Genomic DNA, 24,383 nt, shown 5'->3' on the forward strand with positions numbered 1-24,383 from the left:
TTTGCCGTCTTACAGCAGCGACTTTGCCCCCCAGATGTCGCGGGCGTAACCCGCAATCGTCCTGTCGGAGCTGAACCACCCCATCCGCGAGGTGTTCAACGCGGCCTTCCGCATCCATTCCTTCGGATCGCGGTAGTCCTTGTCAATCTGGCGCTGTGTTTCGAAATATCCATCGAAGTCTGGCGTCACGAGGAAATAGTCGTGGTCCCAAAGCATCCCGAGCACGTCGCCGAACCGGTTGTCGCCGTCCGAGAAAACGCCGTTGGCGATCTGGCCCAACACCCGTTTCAGACGGGGTGACGCCTCGATCGCGGCGCGGGCATAGTCGGGCTCGGCGCGGTGGGCCTGCACTTCGGCGGCGGTCAGACCAAACAGATAGAAGTTCTCGGCCCCGACCTGTTCGCGGATCTCCACGTTCGCGCCATCCAGGGTGCCGACGGTCAGCGCGCCGTTCAGCGACAGCTTCATGTTGCCGGTGCCCGAAGCTTCCTTGCCCGCGGTCGAGATCTGTTCGGACAGATCGGCGGCGGGGATCAGGCGTTCGGCCATCGACACGTTGTAGTTCTCGGGAAAGACCACCTGCAACCAGTCGCGCGTGACCGGGTCGGTGTTCACCTTGGCGGCGACGCCGTTGATCAACTCGATGATCGACTTGGCCATGGCATAGCCGGGGGCGGCCTTGCCACCGAACAGCTTTACGCGCGGGGTCCAGTCGGCGCTGGGCGCATCGTGCATGTCGTTCCACAGCGCGATGGTTTCCAGGATGTTCAGAAGCTGACGCTTGTATTCGTGAATCCGCTTGATCTGGATGTCGAACATCGCGTCGGGGTTCAGGCGCGCGCCGTCGCGGTCCTTGAGCCATTGGGCCAGACGCACCTTGTTGGCCCGCTTGGCGGCGGCGAATTGATCCAGGAAACCGGCATCGGGGATATGCAGTTCCAGCTGAGTCAGCTGTTCCAGATCCGCGACCCATTCGTTTCCGATCGTCTCGGTGATCAGGCCCGACAACGCAGGGTTCGCCGAATACAGCCAGCGGCGCGGGGTGATCCCGTTGGTCTGGTTGATGATCCGGTCCGGATAGGCGCGGTGCAGGTCGTGGAACACGGTTTCCTTGACCAGGTCCGAGTGCAGAGCCGAGACGCCGTTGACCTTGTGAGCCAGCACAAAGGCCAGATCGCCCATCTTGACCTCGCCGTGCTCGATCAACTGGGTGCCGTTCTCGGCCGAGACGCGGTCGTGCAGGCCGCGGACAATGTCGTAGTGACGCGGCAGAATGCCCTGGAACATGCCCTCGGGCCAACGCTCCAACGCTTCGGGCAGCAGGGTGTGGTTGGTGTAGCCCAGGCAGGTCTGCGCCAGGTCGATCGCCGCGTCGAAGGTCAGGCCGTGCTCGTCTTCCAACAGGCGGATCAGCTCGGGCCCGGCCAGCGCGGGATGGGTGTCGTTGAGCTGAATGGCGACGTGATCGGCCAGGGTGGCGATCTCGTATCCTTCGGACTTGAACCGGCGCAGCAGGTCACGCAGCGAGGCGGAGGTAAAGAAATACTCCTGCTTCAGGCGCAGGGCCTTGCCCTCGTCGGTGGTGTCATCGGGATAGAGCACGCGGCTGAGCGTCCGGGCCAGCGCTTCGGGGGCAGAGGCCCCGATGTAGTCGCCGCGATTGAACGCCTCCAGGTCGAAATTCCGGTTCGGCAGCGCTGACCACAGGCGCAGCGTGTTCACCCATTTGCCCTGCCAGCCGACGACGGGCGTGTCGTGCGCCTTGGCAATGACGGTGTCGGCGGGGTGCCAGACGGCGCGGGCCCCCTTGTAGTCCACATGCCCGCCAAAACCTATTTCATAGCGCGCCTCGGGACGCTCGAATTCCCAGACGTTGCGCTGACCCAGCCAGGTCTCGGCGCTTTCGATCTGCACGCCGTCGCGGAAATGCTGCTCGAACAGGCCGTGCTCATACCGGATGCCATAGCCATAGGCCGGGATGCCAAGGGTCGAAAGACTGTCGAGGAAACAGGCCGCAAGACGCCCCAACCCGCCGTTGCCCAACGCGGCATCGGGTTCCAGCGCGACCAGCTCGGCATAGTCCTGACCCAGGGATGCCATCGCCTCGCGGGCGATGTCTTCCAGCCCCAGGTTGAGGGTCACATCCTCGATCAGGCGCCCGATCAGGAACTCCATCGACAGGTAATAGACTCGCTTGCCCTGCTTGGCATAGGTCGCGCGCGTGCTTTCGAACCAGGGGTCCACGACCCGGTCGCGCACGGCCATCGACATGGCCAGACGCCAATCGTGGCGGGTCGCATGGTCGGGATCCTTCCCAAGCGAGGCTTTCAGGTGACGCTGGATCGCGTCGGCAAAAAGTTCGCTGGTGGGCAACTGAAACAGGTCCTTGGGCACGTGGAAAGGTCCTCGATGAATGCGTCCGAATGGACAGGTGGGCGTTTTGCCCATTTCGGCAAGGGAGAAACACAGGAGTCACGCTGTGTCGCGACATCTCGCGCAGCGCAAGGGCACTGGACCCATGATTAGATGCAAATAGGGGACAATGGTTCCCCCATTCGACACAATCCCGCCCTGCTGATTGCGCAAGCCTCAGCGCGGGGCAGACGACAGCACGATGACTTGCCACGGGGACAGCGGGACGATTCCCCGCAGGTGCCGCGTCGTCTGGGCCTGCTCGAACAGGGGCCAACCCGTCAGGTGCAGGCGGTCGGGCAGGGCATAGTCCACGGGTTGGCTGCTCAGGTTGCCGATGACGGCAATCCATGCCGCATCCAGCCGGCGCGTATAGGCCATCACCTGCGGATGGTCCGCGTCAAACGGGGTGTAACGCCCCTGTCGGATGACCTCCGATTGCGCCCGCAGGGTCGCCAACGCGCGATACCGCGCCGACACACCGTCCGGATCGGCCAGATCCGCAGCGACGTTGAGCGTGGCATGGTTCGGATTGACCTCGATCCAGGGCGTGCCGGTGGTGAACCCCGCCTGCGGCCCGTCGGTCCACTGCATCGGAGTGCGCGCGTTGTCGCGACCGTTCTCGTTGGCTCCGGCCAGGAAATCCGTCTCTGCCACGCCCGCCGCCATCTGCAACCGATGGAAGTTCAGCGTCTCGACATCGCGGAACTGATCGAGCCGGGTGAACGCCGCGTTCGTCATCCCGATTTCTTCGCCCTGATAGACGTAGGGCGTGCCCTTCATAAGGTGCAGCACGGTGGCCAGCGCCTTGGCCGAAGCGACCCTGTGTTCGCCGTCGTCGCCGTATTTCGACACCGCGTGCGGCAGGTCGTGGTTGCCCCAGAACAGGGAATTCCACCCATCCTGGGCACACACCTCCTGCCAGGTGTTCAGCACCCGCTTCAACGCGGGCCAATCCACCGGGCGGGGCCGCCACTTGCCGTGTTCCGGGTCATGACCCGCGATCACATGGGCGAACTGGAACACCATCGACAATTCGCCCCGGTCGCGCCCACAATAAAGCAGCGCCGTTTCGGGCGTGGCACTCCAGGTTTCGCCGACGGTGACCACGTCGCGACCCGCCAGAACGGCGGCGTTCATTTCCTGCAGGTGCGGGTGCAGGGTCGGCCCGTCGGTGGTGATGCCCCGGTCCACGTCCTTGCCGATCAGGTCGATCACATCCATGCGGAAGCCCGCGACCCCCCGATCCAACCACCATCGCATCATGTCGTGCACCTCGGCCCGCATGTCCGCGCAGTCCCAGTTCAGGTCCGGCTGTTTTGGGTCGAAAAGGTGGAAATAGTACTGACCGGCAACCTCGTCCCAGGTCCAGGCGGGGCCGCCAAAGACCGATTGCATCCCGTTGGGCGGTCCACCATCCGGGCCTGCGTTGCGCCAGATATACCAGTCACGGCGTGGGCTGGCCGGGTCGGCCCGCGCCTCCTGAAACCACGCGTGTTCGTCGGAGGTGTGGTTGACCACCAGGTCCATGACGATGCGGATGCCGCGTGCACGGGCCTGGGCCAGCAAGTCATCGAAATCGGACAGCGTCCCGAACTCCGGCGCGATGTCGCGGTAGCCCGAAATGTCGTAGCCGTTGTCCGCCATGGGCGAGCGGTAAACGGGCGAGAGCCAGATAAAGCCCACGCCCAGATCCGCCAGGTAGTCCAGTTTCGAGGTGATCCCCGGAATGTCCCCGATCCCGTCGCCGTTGCTGTCGCAAAAGCTGCGGGGATAGATCTGATACCCCGTGGCCGCCTGCCACCAGGGGGCGCTCATGCCCCCGGGCGGCCGATCCAGACGCCGTTCGGGCCTAGTTCGACCCCGTCTTCGACCACCTTTGCCGCGATCTCCAACAAGGGCGCGCCGACGCCCAGGCCCAGAACCTCGACCGCCTCGGGGCCGAGGTTCATGACACACAGAACATCGTCGCCTCGGGTAAAGGCCATGACCGGTTCCGGCGCGTCCAGAAAGACGGTCTTGCCCGTGCGCAGCGCCGGTTCGTCGCGGCGCAGGTGCAGCAGTGCGCGGAACGCTTCCAACACCGATCCGTCGACCCCTGCCTGGGTATCCACCGCGCGCGCGGTCTGCGGCGCCTTGGCGGGCAGCCAGGTCGTCTCTGCGGTCGAAAAGCCACCATTAGGGGCCCCTGCCTCCCAGGCCATGGGCGTGCGCGACGGGTCGCGGCCCTTGACCAACGGCCAGAAGCTCTTGCCCTCGGGGTCGACGATCTCGTGGCGTTCCAGATCGGTGTCGGCCTGGCCCAGCTCTTCTCCCTGATACATGCAGATGCCGCCTTCCAGCGTCAGGAGCACCGCCCCCGCCAGTTTGGCCAGTGCGTCCTGATCGGCACCGATGTCGGACCAGCGGCTGACGGGACGGTTGTGATCATGGCTCGACATGGCCCAGCAGGGATAGCCGCCCTGACCCGGCGCGATCATCGATTCCACCTGGGCGCGGATATAGTCGGCGGTGAAATGCGGCCCGGTCAGCGCCAGCGTATAGCCCATGTTGAGCCGCTTGCCGGTGGTGTATTCCGTCATCCGCTCGACCGGGTGGTGGCCTTCGCCGATCTCGCCCACGGTCATGGTCGCGCCGTAGCTGTCCATGACCTCGCGCACCCGCTCCATGAACTCCAGGTTTTCTGGCTGGTTCTTGGAATGGATCGGGTACTGCATCTCGAAGGGTTTCGAATCCGGCTCCGACTTTTCACGCCAGTCGGGCGGGTTGTCGCGCAGTTCAGGGTCCTGGAAGTAGTGGTTCACCGCGTCCAGGCGGAAGCCGTCGACCCCCCGGTCCAGCCAGAACCGCAACGTATCCAGAATCCACGCCTGCACGTCGGGGTTGTGGGCGTTGAAATCGGGCTGCTCGGACAGGAACTGGTGAAAGTAGTATTGCTTGCGTCGGGTGTCCCAGGTCCAGGCGGGGCCGCCGAAAATCGCCTGCCAGTTGTTCGGCGGGCTGCCGTCCTCCTTGGGGTCGGCCCAGACGTACCAATCGGCCTTGGGGTTGTCTCGGCTCTGACGGCTTTCCTCGAAAAAGGGATGTTCTTCGCTGGAATGAGAAAACACCTGGTCGATGATGACCTTCAGGCCCAGCTCATGCGCCCGCGCCACCATCGCTTCGAAATCCTCCATCGTTCCGAACGACGGATCGACCCCGCGATGGTCGCTGACGTCATAGCCCATGTCCGCCATGGGGGAGGTGAAGAACGGGCTGACCCAGATCGCATCGACGCCCAGGGCGGCCACGTGGTCCAGCCGCCGGGTGATCCCCTTCAGGTCGCCGGAGCCGTCGCCGTCGTCATCCTGATAGGACCGGGGATAGATCTGATAGATGACCGCACCGCGCCACCATTCTGCATTTTCGGCCATCCAGGGCCTCCACTTCCAAACCGCTTTGCATGACTAGACGGGCCACCCGTCCGGTTTGCAAGCGGTCTCAGAGGTCGCGAGCGATCTGTTCGGCAAGTTGCAGCCACGCGGCCTCATGCGCGGCAATGATATCGACATAGTCCTGGCCCGCGACGGGTGCTGTGATGGCAAAGGGTTCGACCAACCCGCGCGCGCCTTCGCGGCGCAACGCATAGCTGCCCGTGAACCGCAGGGTGCCGGACGACTGGACGATCATGTCTTCGACAAAGACCGAGACTTCGACATCGGGAAACCCGCCCAACGGCCAGGGTTCGACCGCGACCTGCGCGTCGGTGATGACGTTGAGGTGGCGCATCAGGCTGCCGGCCATCGCCCGGTCGGGCAGGTCCGCCCAAAGCCGGCTGGTGTCGGTGGTCAACGATCCGTCGGGCTGTTGCACCGGGATTTCCTGGTTCACCGCGTATTCCGGGATCGAAACCTCGTTTACCTGTACCGTGTTCGCCCGCACGTTCAGGCGCAGCTCGGACTCCGTCGGTGGGGGCGCGAAATACTGCGTCGAGGAACAGGCAGACAGCGCCAGAAGCGCAGGGATCAAAAGTCGCATCAGGTCACCTTCCCAGCAGCAGGGAGTTCGGGTTGCGTTCGATGGTCCGCGCGAGCGACGACACGTCCTCGGCGGCGCGCACGGCGGCACGCAGCGCGGCATAGAGTTCGGTGTTCACTCGGCTGCCATCCCCATAGGACGCCAGCACGCCGCCCGCCTGCGTCGTCAGCGTCTGCAACCGGTTCACCAGCGCGGGCAGGTCCTGCGCCGCCGTGGCGATGCTGTCCGCCGCCCCGGAGGTGGAGCGGAGCGTGGTGTTCAGGTTCTCCAGCGTGCCGCCGGTGCGGATCGTCTCGATCGTCAGGCGCAGCTCTTCCAGGGTTTCGACCAGGACGACGGGCACGTCGTCGGCTTCGTCGGACGACAGGAAGGCATCGGCGGTGCGCATCAGATCGGTGGTGGAGGTCACCAGATCCTCCAACGCCAAGGCCTCGGTCTTCGCCGTCAGGCGGTTCAGCCCGGCGCCCAACTCCTCGGCCTGCGCCATCACCCGCTGGGCGGAGGCCGAGAGTTCCGGCAGATTGGCCGTGCCCTCGGCCACGGCGACAGCGGCGGCTTCGGCGGCTTCCAGCGCGGCGGTCAGGCGGGCGGTGGCCTCGGCGGCGGCCAACTCGGCGGTGATCGCGCGGACGTCGGCGGCGGTCGCGGCCAGGTCGCGCAGGATCGCGTCCAGCTCGGGCGAGGCGATCAGCGCCTGGCCGTCCTGCATCAGGGCCAGCGTCGCGGCGGGCAGGGCGCGCGTTGCCTCGTCCGACAGCAGGATCTCGGCATCGGTGACCAGCGCGTTGATGTTCTCGGTAACGGCACCCAGCCCGACGGTGCCCGAGGCGATGTTGCGCGCGGCTTCGGTGGCCGCCGACAAGGCGTCGTTCAGCATCGGGGCCAGCGCGGTCTGCGCCACATCCGCCGTGATCGCGGCAATGTCCGCCGAGGCGGTTTCCAGGTTGCCAAGCACGGCGCGGAGCTCAGGCGTCGCCAGCAGGTCGCGTCCCTCGGTAAGCAATTCCCGGCCTTCGTCCAGCGCGGCCAGCGCGGCACCAGGCAGGGCCTGTGTCGCCTCATCGGACAGCAAGACCTCGGCCCCTTCGGCCACTGCGGTCAGTCGTTCGGTCAGGGTGTCCAGATCGACCGTCGCCCGTGCGATGTTGTCGGCCGCAGATCCCGCGCTTTCCAGGGTGTCCGACAGGCTGGCGACAAGGGCGATCTCTTCCAGCTCGGTGGTCAGCCGCGCGACGGTCGCGGAAATCGTTTCGATATCCAGCAGGACGCTGGCCACCTGCGGCGAGGAAATGATGCCGCGCCCGTCCCGGATCAGACCGCGTCCGTCTTCGATCGCGGCCAGGGCCGCGCCCGGAATGGCCCGCGTGTCCGGGTCGCCCGCGATGCGGTTGAGGTTGTTGAGAAGATCGGTGGCCGAAGTCAGCAATTCTTCCACCGGCAGGGCCGCGATCCGGTCCATAACGCCTGCCGCGCTGGAGGCGAGACCGGAGTCCTCGGTTTCGATCGAAGGGATCAGCGGGTTGTCGGCGACGCCGATTTCCAACCGGGCCGGCGGCGCACCCGCTGTCTGGACAAGGTCGATGGCCAATTCCCCACCGAACAGGCCAAGCCCGACCAACTGCGCGCGCAACCCGTCTTCGACCAGTCCCCCGATGAAATCGAGCCCGGCGAGTTCCGAAACCTCGCCTTCCTGACCCATCTTGACCGGCTGCAGATCCATGACGGCAAGCAATTGGACCTGCCGGGTCGGATCGTCGGGGCGGATAAAGCCGTTGATCGAGGTCACCGACCCGACGCGCACCCCGTTGTAGCGCACCGACGCGCCCTGCCGCAGGCCTGCGATGGCCGACGGGAACAGGGTCGACAGCTTGACCGACCGCGCCGACGGCGTCTCGAAGGTCGAGGCGCGCGCTGCGCTTTCGTCAGCAAAGATCTCATAGACGTGGCCTTCGCCGATCCCCGAGCCGCCAGAGATCAGCGTGTCGAAGTTGAGCCCGCCTTCCAGCAGGGTCGCCACCGATCCCAGCCGCAGGTCCACGCCGCCCGCGCCGATGTTCACCGACACGCCCGAGGCATCCCAGAACCGCGTCGCGGTCGACAGTTGGCGGTCATAGGGCGCACGGACGAAGGCGTCGATGCGGATTTCCGTGCCGTCAGGCGTCAGTCGCGGCTGCGACACCTCGCCCACCTCGATCCCGCGATACAGGATCGGTGCCCCCGGTCCCAGGCGCGAACTGTGGCGCGTGGTCAGCGTGATTGCGGTTCCGTCCACGCCGGGCGGGACGATCGGGGCCCGCTCATCGCCGACGAATGCCGTCAGGGGCGTGCCCAGGTCGCTATCCCAGGTGCCTTCGATGTAGGTGCCCGACAGGATCGTGTTCAACCCTTCGACGCCCCGCGCCGACACCTCGGGCTGGACCACCCAGAAGGACGCGTCGTCATCCAGATAGGGCGCGATGTTGCGCGACACCCGCACGTAAACATTGACCGAGGCCAGGTCCGGCGAAAACCCCACGTCCTCGACCACGCCGACCGTCACCTCACGGTAGCGGAGCGTGGTCTGCCCGATCTCGACGCCACTGGCATCCGGAAAGGCGATCTGCACCAGGACACCGCGGTTGGCATAGCTTTGCCAGGCAATCGCCAGGGCGATCATGACGGCAATGATCGGCACCAGCCAGACCGCCGACACGATGCGCCGCCGGGGGCGGGGGCGTTCCATCACGGGGCTATGGGGTGTTTCGTCACTCATCGCTCAACGTCTCGATCCGGTCCCAGATTATTCTGCTGTCAAAGCTCAGCGCCGACAGCATCGTGAATACGACCGACAAGGCAAACGACACGGCCGCGATTCCGGGGTTGATCGTGGCAATCAGCGAGAACTGCACCAGCGCGACCAGGATTGCCACGACAAAGACGTCGATCATCGACCAACGGCCGATCCATTCCACGAATTCATACAGATGCAGCAGGCTCTTGGGCTTGGTGCCATGGGGTTTGCGCACGATCAGGGCCAGGTAGGCAATCGCCAGAAACTTGCCCACCGGAATGATGACCGAGGCGAAAAAGACGATGCCCGCCACGCCGTAGGCCCCGTGATGGATCAGTTCGATCACACCGCCCACGATGGTCGCTTCGGCGGTGCGACCCACCGTCGTGGTCAGCAGCATGGGGTACAGGTTCGCGGGGATGTAGGCCATCAATCCGACGATCCACCAGGCCCAGACCTTTTGCAGGGACGTGGGATCGCGGCTGACCAGGTCACCGCCACAGCGCGAACAGGTCCAGGTGCCCGCGGGCGAAACCCGCGTGCAGTGCCTGCACCCCACCAGCCCCGCATCGCGGGCGGTCAGCGCCTTGTTGCCTGATCCAGTGCCGTCCATATCGAATGTTTGCTCATCTGCGTGTCCTTGAGGCCCGTTATGACCACGATGGCCGCAAAGGACCAGAAGGCGGGGCCCATCGACAGGGTCGCCAGATCCGCAAGTTTCACCAGCGCGACCGCCACGCCCACCATGAAGATCTCGGCCATGGCCCAGGGCTTCAGAACCTCGGCCCACCGCAAGGCAAAGGCCGCGCCGGGCCAGGCCGCGCGTCCGACCGACAGGGGCCCCAATGCCCAGATCAGCAAAACCAGCCGTGATACCGGCAGCACGATCACAAAGGCCGCGACCGCCAGCGACAGGGGCGCCATGATCCCCTGGCTAAAGCTCATCACTGTCTCGAAGACCGAGGCCTTGCTTTCGAAGACGCCGTTGCGCAGCTCCAGAAAGGGGTAGAAGACCACGATGCTCATCAGAACCAGCGCGGTAGAGGCCAGGACCACGATCCGCAGGATCGCCTCGGGCCGGCCCACCGCGATGATGGTGCCACAGCGGATGCAGCGGGCCCGTTCCCCGTCCGGCACGTCCACATGATGGTGCAGCGCATCGCAGACCGGGCAGCAGACCATGTCGTCGGTCGCCTCCATCTCAGTAGTCCTTCTCGAAGAAGATGCCGAGGCTGCTTTCGCCGCTGGCACCGGTCGCGCCCCGCACCGTCAGGTTCGGCGTCAGATCAAGGTTGAGAGAGATCGTCGCGTCCCCGCTCTGGTCGATTTCGACGTCGGTATAGACATTGTCCGAGATGTATTTGCCGGCCCGCACGGCGGTGTTGCCGTCGCTGTCGGTGGTCACGTCCAGATCGTCCAGTCCCGCATTGCCGCGCAGCTTTTCCAACAATCCGCCCGATCCCCGACCCGCCAGAACGGCGATGGAATTGGCCAGTTGCAGCGCCTGCAAGGGCGACAGCTGGCTCAGGTCGCGGCCAAAGAAGATCTGCGCCAGGATTTCCTCCTGCGGGACGTCCGGGCTGCTGCCAAAGCTGACCTCGATGCTGTCCGCCGGTCCCTCGACCGCGATGGAGGCGGTCAGGGCATCGGTCTCGGTGATGGCCACCAGCCGGATGTAGGGGATCAGATCACCCTGAAAGCTGATCGTGCCCTCGTCCAGATCGAACCGCTGTTGCAGAATGTCGAGACGCCCGCGCACCAGCTCGAAGGCGCCCGCCGTGACCGGCGCATTCGTGGTGCCCGTCACTCGCAAGGATCCCCCCAGTTCCGCGTCCAGGCCGCGCCCGCGCACAAAGATGCGACCGGGTGCATCGACCCTCAGGTCCAGCCCGAAACCCGGGCCGGAGCTGGCCTGCTTCTCGGCGCGCACCGCCTTTGCGTCCTGGCCTGCCCGCGCCAGGGTGCGCTGCACTGGGCGCGGGGTGGCCAGATGGTCGATGGGGGGCAGGTCGCCGATGGCCGTCAACCCAGAGGAGGGGACAGCGATCTCTGCGCCGTCCAACAGCACCTGCCCCGAAATCACCGCCCCGCCCGTCAGCGGCCCGGTCACGGCGACATCGCCCGAGACATTGGCAGTATAGAGGGTCGGATCCTCTAGCGTGACGGCGAATTGCGCCCGCAGGTTTGCATTGAACGGGGCCGACAGGTCGACAGGCCCGCTGACCTGGACCTGACCGCCGGTTTGCAACGTCGCCTGTGCGTCCACCACTGCGCGCCCGTTCTGCAACGTTACGGTCGCCACCAGCGGCTCCAGCCCGTTGCGCAGGGTGGGCAGGCTGACCGCGCCGTTGGTGGTGCGGATCGTGCCGGTCACCGAGTCGAGCGCGGGCGGTCCGGCCACGCGCAGATCGAAACTGGCGGTGCCGCCCAACCGGCGCGGGGCCACGGCTGCATTTGCCAGACCCAGCGGCGCGCTGCCGCTGACCGACAGGGTCAGCGTCGCATCCGTGGCCACCGTGCCTGCGACCTGCGCCGCCGTGCCCGCAGGCCCGGTCAGCGACAGGTCGAGACGGTAATCCGACCCCGGCTGCGTCACCCGCCCGCTGACCCGCAGCGGGCCGGAAATGTCGGGCACCAGAGGCGAGATATCGGGCACCGCAAATGCCACATCCACGTCCACCGGCCCACCAAAGACGACACCCGACACGTCGAGATCGGCCCCGAACGGTCCCGACGCGTCCACATCCGCGCGCCAGACCCCGCCGCGTTCTGTCGCGGTCAGGTCCAGGTTCAGGGGGCCGCGCAGGGCAGGCGACAACGTGGCGGCGTTGGGCATCCGCAGCGCCGCCGTCACCTCCGCCCCACTGTCCGGCAGGCGGGCGTTCGCCGTGACCCGTGCGCCCAACGGGCCGCTCGCCTCCACGTCTGCCGACCAGACGCCGCCGCGCTGTCGCGCCTCGGCCTCGACCGTCAGGGCACCGCGCAATTGCGGTGCGATCCGCGTGGCGTCCGGGATCCGTGCGGTCAGCGTCACCTCGGGCCCCGCGTCCGGCAGGCGGGCCGAGGCGTTCAGCGTCGCCGCATAGGGGCCGGTTCCGTCCAGATCGACGCGCCAGCCGTCTTCTGCCTGCACGGCCATGCCCGACAGGTCCAGCCCGCCCGGCACACCCGCGGCAAAAGCGGCCAGGCGCGGCACATCCAGCGTGAAATCCACCGCCAGCGGCGTGTCGGTCAACACCGTCTCGACCGTGGCGCGCGTGCCTTCGGGGCCGCGCGCGCGGGCCTCAAGGGTCCATTCCTCGCCCGCCCGCGCCAACAGGGCGTCCAGGCTGAGCGTCCCCTCCACCTGCGGCACAAGGACCTGCAGGCGCGGCACCGTCGCTGCCATCTCCAACCGGGGGGCGGGGCCTGTCACAGGGCCGCGCAGACGCAAGGTGACACCCTCGGGCGCGGTGACCTGCGTGTCCGTGACCAGGGCCGCGCCTTCCTGTGTGATCTTGCCCGACAATTCGACCGGTCCCGCCAGCGCGGGCAGCGCGGCGAGCGCCGGGACCGGTGCGGTGACGTCCGGCAGGCGTGCCGAATAGGTGATGGTTACCGCGTCGCCCGTGACCGGTCCGGCGACCTCGGCCACCAATCCCCAGGGTCCGGCCAGATTGGCGTCCACCGACCAGATCCCGTCTTCGGCAAAGGCCCGCCCCTCGGCGGTCAGCGCCCCCGGCACGCCGTCGACGAAGGCCCCGATTTCGGGGACCGACAGGGTGAAATCCAGGTCCGGCGTAGGCCCCGTCAGCCGCCCGGCGGCCGTGGCGGACACCCCCTGCGGTGCCGTGATCTCCGCGTTGCCGGCCCAGGCACCGGCGTCATCCTCGCTCAGCGCAACGCGGGCGCTGAGCGGGCCGGTCAGACGCGGATCGACGACCCCGCCGTCCGCCACCGTCAGGTCCAGCGTGGCCTGACCCGTCTGCCCCTCGGTCCGGGCGGGGGCGTCTTCGGCCAGGATCCGTGCGGTGCCCGACAGCGCCACTTGCGGATTTTCCAGGGACAGAGCGTCCAGATAGGTGCCCGTCTCATCGCGCCGCGCCGCCAGCGACAGCGCGGTGCGCCCCTGTAGCAACCCGTCTGCCTGGGCGATGCCGGTGCGCAGCCCCTCTGCCGCGCCCCGCGCCGACAGATCAAAAGCGCCGCCAACCGGGGTCAGATCGCCCGATACCTCCAAAGCCGCCGCGCCGCCAAGGTCCAGCCCGGTCAGGGCCGACAGCCGCGACAAGGCCCCCACCTCGGCCCGAAGATCCAGTGTCACCGGCAAGGCGCGCCCGTCCAGTGCATAATCCACCGCGCCCGATGCCGTCAGCGCGGGGCCCTCCAGCGCCAGATCCGTGATCCGCACCGGCCCGCCTTCGGCCCAGCCGACCTGTGCGCCCAGGGTGACCTGCGCGCCGATCGCATCCGCCAGCGCCGGGTCGATCCAGCCGATCCCGTCCAGCGCCGCCTCGATCAATCCGTTGGCCCCGATGACGGACCCGTCGCTGCGATCCACGGTGCCGCGCGCGGTCACGTACCCGCGGTCCAGCGTCAGGGCCGGGTGGTCCAGTGCCTCGACCGACAGATCCAGCAGCCAATCTTCGCCCGCCTGAGCATCGTGACGCAGGGCGAAGTCCGCCCCGGCCAACGAGATCGCATCCGCCGTCGGCAACAGGACCCGCGTTCCATCCGCCGAGGCAATGCGCCCGGTCACGTCCAGCGCGCGGGGCCAGCCGTCGGCCCCGACCTCTGCCGTGCCGCCAAGCGTCAGGGCCTGGGTCGAGATGTCCAGCTCCTGCAAGAGGGTGCCACCGGCATCCAGCGCCACGCCCACGACCCGCAGGCCCACGTCATCGCCAAAGAACGGGCGATAGCGCGGGGCCAGCAAGGCGGTCAGGTCGCCGCCCAGGTCGGCGGCAAAGCGGCGGCCGTCCTCGACCCCGGCCAGTGTCACCTGTCCCGACAACCGGTCCGCCCCGTCCGAGGCCACCGCGATATCGGCGGCGAAATCGTCCAGTGGCCCGGTTCCCGTCACCGTCAGCTCGATCGCGGGCGCACCCGGCAGTTGCAGCAGGCCGGACGCCAGCCCGCCCTCGGCCTCGCGCACGTCCAGATCGACCGACAGGATCTTGGTCTCGGCGTCGAATCCGGCTTCGATGTCGAAGGTGCCCGCGACCCCGTCCAGCCGTTCGCCGGTCAGATCCACCTGGCCCGATCCATCGGCCAGCTGCGCGGTCGCCTCCAGCCGTAGCGACAGGGCCTGCCCCAGGATCGCGGCGCCCAGGTCGATGCGTTCTGCCCGGATCAAACCGATATCGACGGAAACCGGCAGGTTCGGTAACGAAAACCCGCTCGCCCCGGCCTCTGGCAGGGCCTCGACCCCTTCGGGCGGCAGGGGCGTGCGTTCGACCGCGATCAGCGCCGCGGTCAACTGCTCCACCTCCAGCCGTCCGCGCAGCAGGGCAGAACGGTTCCAGTCCAGCACCACCTCCTCCAGCCGCAGCCAGGGGCCCGCGTCGTCCGAGATCGTCAGAACGTCCAGCGAGGCTTCGGATGACAGGGCCCCTTCAAAGCCGTCGATCCGCACCGACAGGCCGGGCGCGCTCAGGTTGTCTTCGATCAGGGCGGTCAGAAAGCTGCGATCCCGCTCCTCGGCGGCGTCCTGGGCGGCGGCGGGCAGGGCGAGTGTCAGCGCCAGCGTCAGCGCAAGGGGAAGCGCGCGCATCAGAACGACTGCCCGATGCCGATGTAGACCTCGACACCGCTGTTGGTGCCCGGCCCCGATACCGGCAGGCCCAGGTCCACGCGGATCGGCCCGATCCCGGTCTGATACCGCACGCCAAGGCCCGCGCCGACATGGGTTTCCCCGTCGGAGAACCCGCTCTCCGAGCTGACGCGCCCGGCATCCACAAAGCCCACGATGCCGATGCTGTCGGTCACCTGCTGGCGAATTTCGGTCGACAATCCGACAAAGGACCGGCCGCCCACCTCGCGCCCGTTGGGCAGGGTCACGCCCAGCGACTGGAACGGCTGACCCCGCACGGTGCCGCCGCCACCGGAATAGAACAGATCCGTGGCGGGCGTATCCGCCAGATCCGGCCCGACGACGGATCCCAGTTGCAGCCGCGCGGCCAGAACGGTCCGATCCTCTGCACCAAACCCCTGATAGCCGCGCAGGTCGGCGGTGAACCGCAGCCCGCTGCCCGCCGTCTCGAAGCCGTGGAAGGGCGACAGGCCTGCCTCGACGTAATAGCCGTCAGACGGGTTCAAGGGGTCGTTGCGCCGGTCATACTGCGCCTCGAGCGGGAGGGAGACGATCTCGAAGTTGCGGGTGCCGAAGGCGTCGGTGATCCGGGATTTCTCGAACGACAGACCATAGGAATACTGAAACTCGTCGCTCACGATCCGCCGGGCACCCACCACCAGTTCCGCCCGGTCGGAGGAGAATTCCGGCTGGTCCAGGCTTTCGATTTCGCCAGTGATGAACAGGTCGGTTTCCGGGTTGAAGGTGGCGGGGCGATTATAGCTCAGCCCGAGGCGATAATCCTCGCCGCCGCTGTCACCGCCGATACCCTCGACCTCGCCTTCCACGCGAAAGCTGTCGGCGTATCCCGTCAGGTTCCGGTGCAGCCAGAACGCCGACAGGCCCAGCCCCTCGGTCGTCCCCAGCTCTGCGCCAAAGCCGATCCGGCGGGGCAGGCGCTCTACGATCTGCACCTCCATCGGCAGGGTCTGGCCCGGCGCGATCTCCTCCGCTTCGACGATGGACACCGACCGGAAGGCACCGGTCCGCTGCAGGCGCCGCGCCGATTGCCGCACCTCTTCGGGGTCGAACACATGCCCCGGCCGCAGATCGGCGATACGCGAAATCTGCCGCGTCTTGACGGCCTCGTTGCCTGCGATGGTCAGCGGACCGTACGTCAGCCGTGGTCCCGGGGCCAGCGTCAGCCGCGCATCCAGCCGGTCGACGTCGTGGCGCGCGGTGATCTGCTGGTCAGCCAAAGCCGCCTTGGCATGGCCGCGACCACGCCAGGCGTCGATCCCCTCGGCGGTCGCCTGCCGCAGGATATCCGTTCCCGCCTGCGCTCCGCTGGCAAAGCCTTCGGGCGGGCGGATGCCGTCGGGCAGGGGGCCGACCGTCGCCGTTCCAAACAGGAATACGGGCCCCGGCTGCACCGAAATCGACGCCGTCCCGACCGAGCCGGTCGTCCCGATCGTCGGCAGCGCGGCGGCCTCGACCCCGTCCAGCGTGATGGAAATCGCGGGCCCAAAGTGGCCGGCTTCGAACAGGACGGCCAACAGGCGCGAATAATCTGCCTGCGCGGCAGCGACCAGATCGCGGCGCACCTGCGTGCCCTCGTCCACCGCCTGCGCCAGCAAGGACGCGGCGCGCAGCGTTTCCGCCAGGTCTTCGTCGGTTGAAAGGTTCAGCCGCAATTCGGCGGCAGGGGCCGTCAAGGGGATCGACAGGGTCGCAAGGCACAGGGCCAGTCGCGCCAAGGCAAGGTTCCGAAAACGCATTTCCACTCCCCAGATGGCCCCGCATGGCAGTTCGGCAGGCCAAAGGACCACCGGGGCGTGCGGGCCCCGCACGGCACCGCTGTGCAAACAGCTAGCACCACGCCCCCCCTTCGGAAAGGCAAAGGCCGTCAATGTTGTGTGACCGGCGCCAGGCGGCGCGGCGCGTCCCTTGGAAATTCAGAGCGCGCAACCTAGGTCTTTCGCTCTCAGACCTAGGCGATTGACCGATGCTGCCCGGACCGACCGTTCCCGCACTCCTGCCTCTCTTGACCGCACAGGAGGCATTTCCCGCCTTCGAGGAGGCGGTTCTCGACGCGCACGAGGAAATCGTCTGCGGTTTTCGTATCTTCGACTTCGCAACCCGCCTGCGCAGCCCCCGTGCCCGCGCGGTCGGGGCGGATTGGTTCGACCTGATCCTTGATGCCTTGCGCCGGGGCGTGACCTTTCGCCTGGTGCTGTCGGATTTCGACGCGGTCGTGGGCGAACATCTGCATGGCCTGACCTGGCGCAGCCTGCGCGCGGCGGCGGCGCTGCGCGAACTGGCCCCGCCGGGCGCGCAGCTGGATGTCAGCGCGGCCCTGCACCCGGCGCGTCTGGCCTGGCCGGTGCGCCTGGCGCTTTGGCCAAAGGTGCAGCTGATGCTGGGCGCGCGGACCCGCAGTCTGGCGCAGATGCCCGAGGGCGCGCGCGCGCGCTATCTGCTGGATCACCCCGGAGTGATGCGCATGCTCCGCGTCCAGGGCGCGCGTCTGCGCCCGCGCCGTCTGTTCCTGCCGGATTTGGCCCAGGTTACGCACCACCAGAAACTCGCCGTGATCGACGGGCGGCGGCTTTACTGCGGCGGGCTGGACCTGAACGAACGTCGCTTTGACACTCTGGCCCACGACCGCCCCGCCGAAGAAACCTGGCACGACGTGCAGGTCATGATCGACGATCCCGCGATGGCCCAGGTCGCGCGCGCGCACCTGGAGACTTTCGTGTCGGCCACGCATCGCCACGCGCCGCCCAGCCCGTCAAGTGGTGGCGTCCTGCGCACGCTTTCGGCCTGTGCGGCGGGCACTGGCAATTCCTTTGCCCCGCGTCGATTGCTGACCGAGTTGGAGGCCGAGACCCTGCGCGGCATCGCCGCCGCCCGCGACCTGATCTATATCGAGACGCAGTTTCTCCGCAGTCGCCGCATTGCCGGGGCCCTTGCCCGTGCGGCGCGCCGCAATCCGCAGCTGCGCCTGTTCCTGATCCTGCCCGGCGCCCCCGAAGACGTCGCCTTCGAACAGAGCGACCGCAGCGACGCGCGGTTTGGCGAATATCTGCAGGCGATCTGTGTCGCGCGCCTGCGACGAGCCTTCGGGACACGGCTGTTCATCGGCGCGCCGGTGCGCCGGGTCGCGGCCACGTCGCGCGGGCGCGATACGCTTTATGGTGCGCCATTGATCTATGTGCACGCCAAGGTGAGCATCTTCGACGAGACCCTCGCCGTGATCAGCAGCGCGAATCTCAACGGACGCAGTTTGCGTTGGGATACGGAATTCGGCGTGAAGATTTCCGACCCTGCTCAGGTTCGCGCCCTTCGCGACCGTTTGCTGCGGCATTGGCTGGACGACGCCGAGGCGGAGCGCCTGGTTTCTGCCGAAAGCTGCGTCGCCGCCTGGCGCGCCCAGGCGGCCCGCAATGCCCATAGCACCCCGAGTGCGCGTCTGGGATTTCTCGTGCCCTACCGCTCCGGTCCCGGTCGCCGTTTTGGCCGAGATTTGCCGGTCATCCCCGAAGAGATGGTCTGACTTCGGGCGCGGGCTGGCAGGCCCACCGCCAGGATGCTGTGAGAGCCGCGGGCGACGGCCGTGCCCCTCCGCGGGTCCGTACTTCTCTTTCAGGAGCAATGACCCCGACCCGTGCCCGCGTCTCATTCAGGGTCCGCCAGGGCACCGCCCAGCGGGCCTCAGGTGTCACCGACGCCCCGCAGTCCGGGCGCGCCCACTCACGCCGAGGCCGACCGGTTGTTGGACTGATCGCTCTCGATCTGATCGAGCAGCCGGTTGATGCCGCGTGCCAGAACTGCGCCGTGGGCATCCAGCCCCAGCACATCGATGCGCCGATCCGCATCACCCCGCGCCGCCGCCGCCAGCACATCATCCAATCTCTCGTCGACGTAGATCCGGATGTCCTCGGCCGCAGCGGCGGACATGCGCCGCTCGATCTGGGCCGCGCGCAAGGCAGACAAGGCTTCGGAGATCTGGTTCAGATCCGCCTGAGAGCAGGGCGGCACACGCGTGCCCACCGGATCCTGCGACATCGCGTGGATCGACGCGATGATGGACCCGATCGACTGATCCACCCGGTGCAGCGTCAGGTAGGCCAGCGATCCGAAGATCATGAACAACCCCGCCAGGAACGTCAGGTCCCGGACAAACGCGTGCCAAAGCGCCGTGGTTTCGGCGTCCAGCGCCTCGTTGAGGCGTACGTTGCCTTCCACCTCCAGGGTGCGCAGGGAATCGATCAACCGGTCGGCGATGGTGAACCAGGCCTGGGGCGACGCGGGCAGGCGGGTGTCGCGCCCCGTCGGATCCAGCAGCGCCGCACGGGCGGCCAGAAATTTCGTTGTCTCTGGTGCGCGTGCCCAAAGATCGGTGGACACCCGCGCTTCCTCGTCGGCGACCATGCGAAAGCCCGCAAGCCAGGTGTCGCGGATCAATTGCTGATCCTGCAATTCCCGGCGCAAAGCTTCGGGCACCGCCCGACCGGCGGCCAGGTTGGCGATGATCGCGCCGCCCATGGCGCGTTCCAGCCCGACCGCATCCTTGGCCACCATCAGCGCAGAGGCGTTGCGCATCAACAGGGCCAGCCGCCCGGACCAGGCCGATTCCGCAGCACGGGCGACGGCACCGATGATGCGGGTGTTCTGCTCCGTCATTGCATCGCGATAGGCCCGTGGGATCAGGTCCCCGGCGTCTACCGTTTCCCGATGGGTGTCCAGCCAGTGCTGCAGGACCGCAAACCGCCCCCCGGACGTCATGACGTCACGGTGCATCTCGTTTCCATTGCTCAACATGACGCGGGATAGGACCGTGTCCGTGGCCAGGCGCTGCACCTCCAGCGCGTCGCGCAGGTCTTCGTCTCGTGCCGTCAGCCAGCTGTAGGTCAGCCCGCGTTCCCGCTGCATCTCGTGGACCAGGGCCCCCATGTTCTGCGTCAGCTGCAAAAGATCGCGGTCCCGCGACAGGATGCCGTGTTCCTGCTTCTGAGCCATCAGGGACGACAGGGAAAACAACAGCGCCACCGCGAAGCCCGAGAAAAAGACGACAGCCATCGATTGGCTGACCGTGAGAGTGCGAAGTCGCATCATGTCGGATCCCTTGCAGTTCCGCCCGGATATGTGGCGAAGAGGGTTGCGATTCCGTTAGCAACCCCTTTCCAAACCCTTACCGCCGCCGAATTTTCCACTTCCGTTCCCATAGGCCATTGCGCCCGGCGTTCTGCCGGGACAGGGTTGTGACATGACAAATGACGCAACTTTCGACGAAATGCGGGCCGCCGACGGCAAGACCCGTGCCGCCTACGCCGAGTTCGCCCATTGGTTTGACGAAGAGGACCCCGCGCGCCTGCGCGCCAAGGCCCGCGAGGCCGAGGACGCCTTTCGCCTGACCGGCATCACCTTCAACGTCTACGGCGAGAAGGAGGCTGGCGAACGGCTGATCCCCTTCGACATCATTCCGCGCATCATCGCGGCGCGGGAATGGGCCAAGCTGTCCAAGGGCATCGAACAGCGGGTTCGCGCGCTCAACGCCTTTCTGCACGACATCTATCACCGGCAGGAAATCATCCGCGCGGGCGTCCTGCCGGCGTCTATGATTGCCAAGAACGAAGCCTTCCTGCCGCAAATGATCGGCGTCGATCCGCCGGGCGACATCTATACCCACATCGTGGGCATCGACCTGGTGCGCACCGGGCCGGATCAGTTCTACGTCCTCGAAGACAACGCGCGCACGCCGTCCGGTGTCAGCTACATGCTGGAAAACCGGGAAACGATGCTGGCGATGTTCCCGGAGCTGTTCTCGCGCAACAAGGTGCAGCGGGTGTCGAACTATCCGCGCAACCTGCACGAAAGCCTGTCGGCCTGCGCGCCGACAAAATGCACCGATACCCCCGTGGTTGCGGTGTTGACGCCCGGCATCCACAATTCGGCCTATTATGAGCATTCCTTCCTGGCCGACCAGATGGGGGCCGAGCTGGTCGAGGGGCATGACCTGCGGGTCGTCGATGGCCGTGTCGCCATGCGCACCACGCGCGGGTACAAGGCGATCGACGTGATCTATCGCCGGGTCGACGACGATTACCTCGACCCGCTGACCTTCAACGCGGACTCGATGCTGGGGGTGCCCGGCATTTTCGACGTCTACCGCTCTGGCGGGATCACCATCGCCAATGCGCCCGGAACCGGGGTCAGCGACGACAAGGCGATCTACAGCTACATGCCCGAGATCGTGAAGTTCTATACCGGCGAAAAGGCCCTGCTGGAAAACGTCCCGACCTGGCGTTGTTCGGATTCGGACGCATTGGCCCATGTGCTCGACAACCTCCAGGATCTCGTCGTCAAAGAGGTCCACGGCTCTGGCGGGTATGGCATGTTGATCGGGCCGACCGCGTCCAAGAAGGACATCGCCGCCTTCCGCAAAAAGCTGGAATCGAAGCCGTCGAACTACATCGCGCAGCCGACGCTGGCGCTGTCGACCGTTCCGATCTTTGCCAAGAAGGGGCTGGCTCCGCGTCATGTGGATCTGCGGCCCTTCGTGCTGGTGTCCCCCAATGGGATCGACATCACGCCGGGTGGCCTGACGCGCGTGGCGCTCAAGAAAGGGTCGCTTGTCGTGAATTCCTCGCAGGGCGGGGGCACCAAGGACACTTGGGTGCTGGAGGACGACTGATGCTGGGAAAAACCGCAGGTGGCCTCTACTGGATGTTCCGTTACCTGGAGCGGACCGAGAATATCGCCCGCCTGGTCGAAACCGGCGAGCGTATGGCCCTGACCAGGCCCGATGCCGACGACAGCGAGTGGGGGTCCATCCTGTCCACCGCCGGCGTGCGCTGGGCCTATGACGCCCACCACGACGAGGTGACGGGCGAGGCGGTGGTCGATTTTCTGCTGCGCTCCACCGACAATCCGTCTTCGGTCATGAGTTGTATCGAGAACGCGCGCATGAACGCCCGCACCGTGCGCACCGGCCTCACGCGCGAGGTCTGGGAAGCGGTGAACGAATGCTGGATGTCCCTGCGCGAGGCGTTGCAGCGCAAGGTGCCGCCCCGCGATCTGCCTCGGGTGCTGGGTCTGATAAGGGCGCGTTCGGCCTTTGTGCGCGGTGCGTTGCATGGCACGATGTTGCGCAACGACATCTACGATTTCGCCCGTCTTGGAACCTTCATCGAACGCGCCGACGCCACTGCGCGCCTGCTGGATGTGAAGTATTTCGTTCTGTTGCCCTCTATCGCCGGTGTCGGCTCCCGGCTGGACAATGCTCAGTGGGAAATGATCCTGCGCGCGCTGTCCGCCGAAGGCCCGTTCCGCACCGTGCACGGCAATACCCGTGGTGCGTCCGCCATCGCGGAATTCCTCATTCTCGACGGGCGCATGCCGCGATCGCTCGCGTTCTGCTACAAGAAGATCGGCGACAACCTTGGCTATCTCGAATCCGACTACGGCATCCGACAGCCGTCCCACGATCTGTCCCATGAGATTTGTCACATGTTGGAACAGCTCTCCATCGAGGACATCTTCGATCAGGGTCTGCACCAGTTCCTTCAGGTCTTCCTGAAGCGTAATCACGCGCTGGGCCAACAGATCGAACAAGATTACAGGTTCATCAAATGACCGCCCGACTGCACATCCGCCACGTCACGACCTATCGCTACGACGCGCCCGTGGACTACGGGTTGCAGCAGTTGCGACTGACGCCCAAGCCTCGCAATGGCCAGCACATCGTCGACTGGAACACCCGTGTACGCGGGGGGCGGGAAGAATTGAGTTTCGACGACAGCCACGCCAACCACGTTCAGCTCGTGTCGATCGACGCGGGGGCCACCGAGGTGGAAATCACCGCCGAGGGCGTGATCGAGATGTCCGACGAAACCGGCGTGATCGGCAGTCACGCGGGCTACATGCCGCTGTGGATGTTCCTGCGTCCCACGGACCTGACCCGGCGCGGGCAGGGCACCATCGGCCTGGCACGGGACGTTCGGCCGATGGAAAACCAGTTGGAGCAGCTGCACGCGCTGTCGGCCGCGATCCGCGAGACGGTGACCTACGACACCAATGGCATGGACGTCGCCCGCAGCGCCGAAGAGGCGATCGCCGATGGCCATGGGGTCTGCCAGGATCATGCCCATATCTTTGTCACGGCGGCCCGCCTTCTGGATTGCCCCGCGCGCTATGTCTCCGGCTACCTGAAGATGAACGACCGTGACGACCAGGAGGCGACCCATGCCTGGGCAGAGGCCCACGTCGAGGGTCTGGGATGGGTTGGCTTCGACGTGTCGAACGGCATCTCGCCGGACAAACGGTATGTCCGTGTCGCCACCGGTCTCGACTATGCCGACGCGGCACCCATCTCGGGCATCCGCCAAGGTGCCGGGTTGGAACAGATGTCGGTCAGCGTCCATGTCGCCGAAGCCAAGGCACAGGCCCAGCAGCAGCAATCCGGGGGGCAGGACCAGGCGCAGAGTTGACCGGCCGAGTTTACCCCAAAACGTGAAACAGCTTATCCAGACGTGCTGCAAAATGTGAAAAATCCGCAGCAACGGATGCGCCGCCCGTTGACATGGGCGGTCCCCGCGACAACCTCTGACGGACCTGAAACCGGAACTGCATCCATGACCTACTGCGTTGGCCTTCACCTCGACCGTGGCCTCGTCTTCATGTCCGACACCCGCACCAACGCGGGCGTCGACAACATCTCTACCTTCCGCAAACAGTTCACCTGGGAGGTGGAGGGCGACCGGGCCATGGTGTTGATGACGGCGGGAAATCTGGCCACCACCCAGGCGGTCGTCTCGCTTCTGGATGAACGCAACCTGGCTGCGCCCGACCGTGCGCCCAGCCTTCTGACGGTGCCGTCGATGTTCCAGGCCGCCCGCCTGATCGGCCAGACCCTCAAGGAAGTCATCGCCGACAGTCGCGACGACGGCGGTCCCACCGCGTCCAAGGCCTTTGGCGCGACGATGATCCTCGGCGGTCAGATCCAGGGCGGCCCGCCCCGGCTCTATATGATCTACCCGGAAGGGAATTTCGTGGAAGCTCAGGAGGATACACCGTTTTTCCAGATCGGAGAGACCAAGTACGGCCGCCCCATTCTGGTCCGCGCCTACGACCCGGAGATGCCCTTCGACCAAGCCGTCAAGCTGCTGATGGTCAGCTTCGATTCGACGATTCGGGCCAACCTGTCGGTCAGCACCCCGCTTGACCTGCAGGTGATCGAGACCGATGCATTCTGTCTGGGCAAGAGTCGCCGCATCGAAGATGCTGACCCGGATTGGCGCGCGGTGTCGGATGGGTGGTCCGATGCGTTGCGACAGGCCTTCCACAGCCTGCCCGACGTCGACTTCTGATCGCGCCCCTGCGACGAAACGAACGCGTCCAGGCCATTGAACCTGC

General features: G+C 66.4%; 15 protein-coding genes. 5 read left to right on the forward strand and 10 right to left on the reverse strand.

From position 1 onward, the window contains the following. Nucleotides 1-9: 9 nt before the first annotated feature. The 9 genes from K3551_RS06825 to K3551_RS06865 all read right to left on the reverse strand — a co-directional run bounded on the left by K3551_RS06825 (nucleotide 10) and on the right by K3551_RS06865 (nucleotide 16,744). Nucleotides 10-2,448, reverse strand: coding sequence for a glycogen/starch/alpha-glucan phosphorylase (locus K3551_RS06825; RefSeq protein WP_409197410.1), 2,439 nt, complete (start codon nucleotides 2,446-2,448; stop codon nucleotides 10-12). Between the two features lie 141 nt (nucleotides 2,449-2,589). Then, the gene (locus tag K3551_RS06830) at nucleotides 2,590-4,230 is read right to left on the reverse strand and encodes an alpha-glucosidase (protein WP_259918719.1); all 1,641 of its coding nucleotides are present in this window, start codon (nucleotides 4,228-4,230) and stop codon (nucleotides 2,590-2,592) included. Beyond that, nucleotides 4,227-5,825, reverse strand: a complete 1,599-nt coding sequence (locus K3551_RS06835; protein WP_259918720.1) for an alpha-amylase family glycosyl hydrolase — start codon at nucleotides 5,823-5,825, stop codon at nucleotides 4,227-4,229. The genes K3551_RS06830 and K3551_RS06835 overlap by 4 nt, the downstream gene beginning before the upstream one ends. A 67-nt stretch (nucleotides 5,826-5,892) precedes the next feature. After that, nucleotides 5,893-6,429, reverse strand: coding sequence for a membrane integrity-associated transporter subunit PqiC (locus tag K3551_RS06840; protein WP_259918721.1), 537 nt, complete (start codon nucleotides 6,427-6,429; stop codon nucleotides 5,893-5,895). A 4-nt stretch (nucleotides 6,430-6,433) separates the two neighbouring features. Then, entirely contained in the window at nucleotides 6,434-9,181 is a 2,748-nt protein-coding gene (locus K3551_RS06845) for a PqiB family protein (protein WP_259918722.1), read from the reverse strand. After that, complete coding sequence (locus tag K3551_RS06850; RefSeq protein ID WP_259918723.1) at nucleotides 9,174-9,812, reverse strand: paraquat-inducible protein A; 639 nt, start codon at nucleotides 9,810-9,812, stop codon at nucleotides 9,174-9,176. The genes K3551_RS06845 and K3551_RS06850 overlap by 8 nt, the downstream gene beginning before the upstream one ends. Continuing rightward, nucleotides 9,779-10,399, reverse strand: a complete 621-nt coding sequence (locus tag K3551_RS06855) for a paraquat-inducible protein A (protein ID WP_259918724.1) — start codon at nucleotides 10,397-10,399, stop codon at nucleotides 9,779-9,781. The genes K3551_RS06850 and K3551_RS06855 overlap by 34 nt, the downstream gene beginning before the upstream one ends. Before the next feature lies 1 nt (nucleotide 10,400). Then, nucleotides 10,401-14,948: a translocation/assembly module TamB domain-containing protein gene (locus tag K3551_RS06860; protein ID WP_259918725.1), complete on the reverse strand. Its 4,548-nt coding sequence runs from the start codon at nucleotides 14,946-14,948 to the stop codon at nucleotides 10,401-10,403. Continuing rightward, nucleotides 14,948-16,744 (reverse strand): autotransporter assembly complex family protein, encoded by a 1,797-nt coding sequence (locus K3551_RS06865; protein WP_259918727.1) that lies wholly within the window; start codon nucleotides 16,742-16,744, stop codon nucleotides 14,948-14,950. The genes K3551_RS06860 and K3551_RS06865 overlap by 1 nt, the downstream gene beginning before the upstream one ends. 227 nt (nucleotides 16,745-16,971) lie before the next feature. Here K3551_RS06865 and K3551_RS06870 point away from each other — a divergent pair, with 227 nt between their 5' ends. Beyond that, nucleotides 16,972-18,522, forward strand: coding sequence for a phospholipase D-like domain-containing protein (locus K3551_RS06870; RefSeq protein ID WP_259918729.1), 1,551 nt, complete (start codon nucleotides 16,972-16,974; stop codon nucleotides 18,520-18,522). Between the two features lie 197 nt (nucleotides 18,523-18,719). Here the strand turns inward: K3551_RS06870 and K3551_RS06875 are convergent, their stop codons facing one another. Then, complete coding sequence (locus K3551_RS06875) at nucleotides 18,720-20,084, reverse strand: nitrate- and nitrite sensing domain-containing protein (protein WP_259918731.1); 1,365 nt, start codon at nucleotides 20,082-20,084, stop codon at nucleotides 18,720-18,722. A gap of 151 nt (nucleotides 20,085-20,235) precedes the next feature. Here K3551_RS06875 and K3551_RS06880 point away from each other — a divergent pair, with 151 nt between their 5' ends. The 4 genes from K3551_RS06880 to K3551_RS06895 all read left to right on the forward strand — a co-directional run bounded on the left by K3551_RS06880 (nucleotide 20,236) and on the right by K3551_RS06895 (nucleotide 24,337). Next, a complete protein-coding gene (locus K3551_RS06880) occupies nucleotides 20,236-21,663 on the forward strand; it encodes a circularly permuted type 2 ATP-grasp protein (protein WP_259918733.1) in 1,428 nt (475 codons plus the stop codon). Next, nucleotides 21,663-22,604 (forward strand): alpha-E domain-containing protein, encoded by a 942-nt coding sequence (locus K3551_RS06885; protein ID WP_259918735.1) that lies wholly within the window; start codon nucleotides 21,663-21,665, stop codon nucleotides 22,602-22,604. Before K3551_RS06880 ends, K3551_RS06885 begins: the two co-directional genes overlap by 1 nt. Beyond that, on the forward strand, nucleotides 22,601-23,458 hold the full coding sequence (locus tag K3551_RS06890; RefSeq protein WP_259918737.1) for a transglutaminase family protein: 858 nt from the start codon (nucleotides 22,601-22,603) through the stop codon (nucleotides 23,456-23,458). Before K3551_RS06885 ends, K3551_RS06890 begins: the two co-directional genes overlap by 4 nt. A 144-nt stretch (nucleotides 23,459-23,602) precedes the next feature. Further along, nucleotides 23,603-24,337, forward strand: a complete 735-nt coding sequence (locus K3551_RS06895; protein ID WP_259918738.1) for a proteasome-type protease — start codon at nucleotides 23,603-23,605, stop codon at nucleotides 24,335-24,337. The last annotated feature ends 46 nt before the right edge of the window (nucleotides 24,338-24,383 follow it).

Source organism: Jannaschia sp. M317, from assembly GCF_025141175.1.
In the GTDB taxonomy this organism is placed as follows: domain Bacteria; phylum Pseudomonadota; class Alphaproteobacteria; order Rhodobacterales; family Rhodobacteraceae; genus Jannaschia.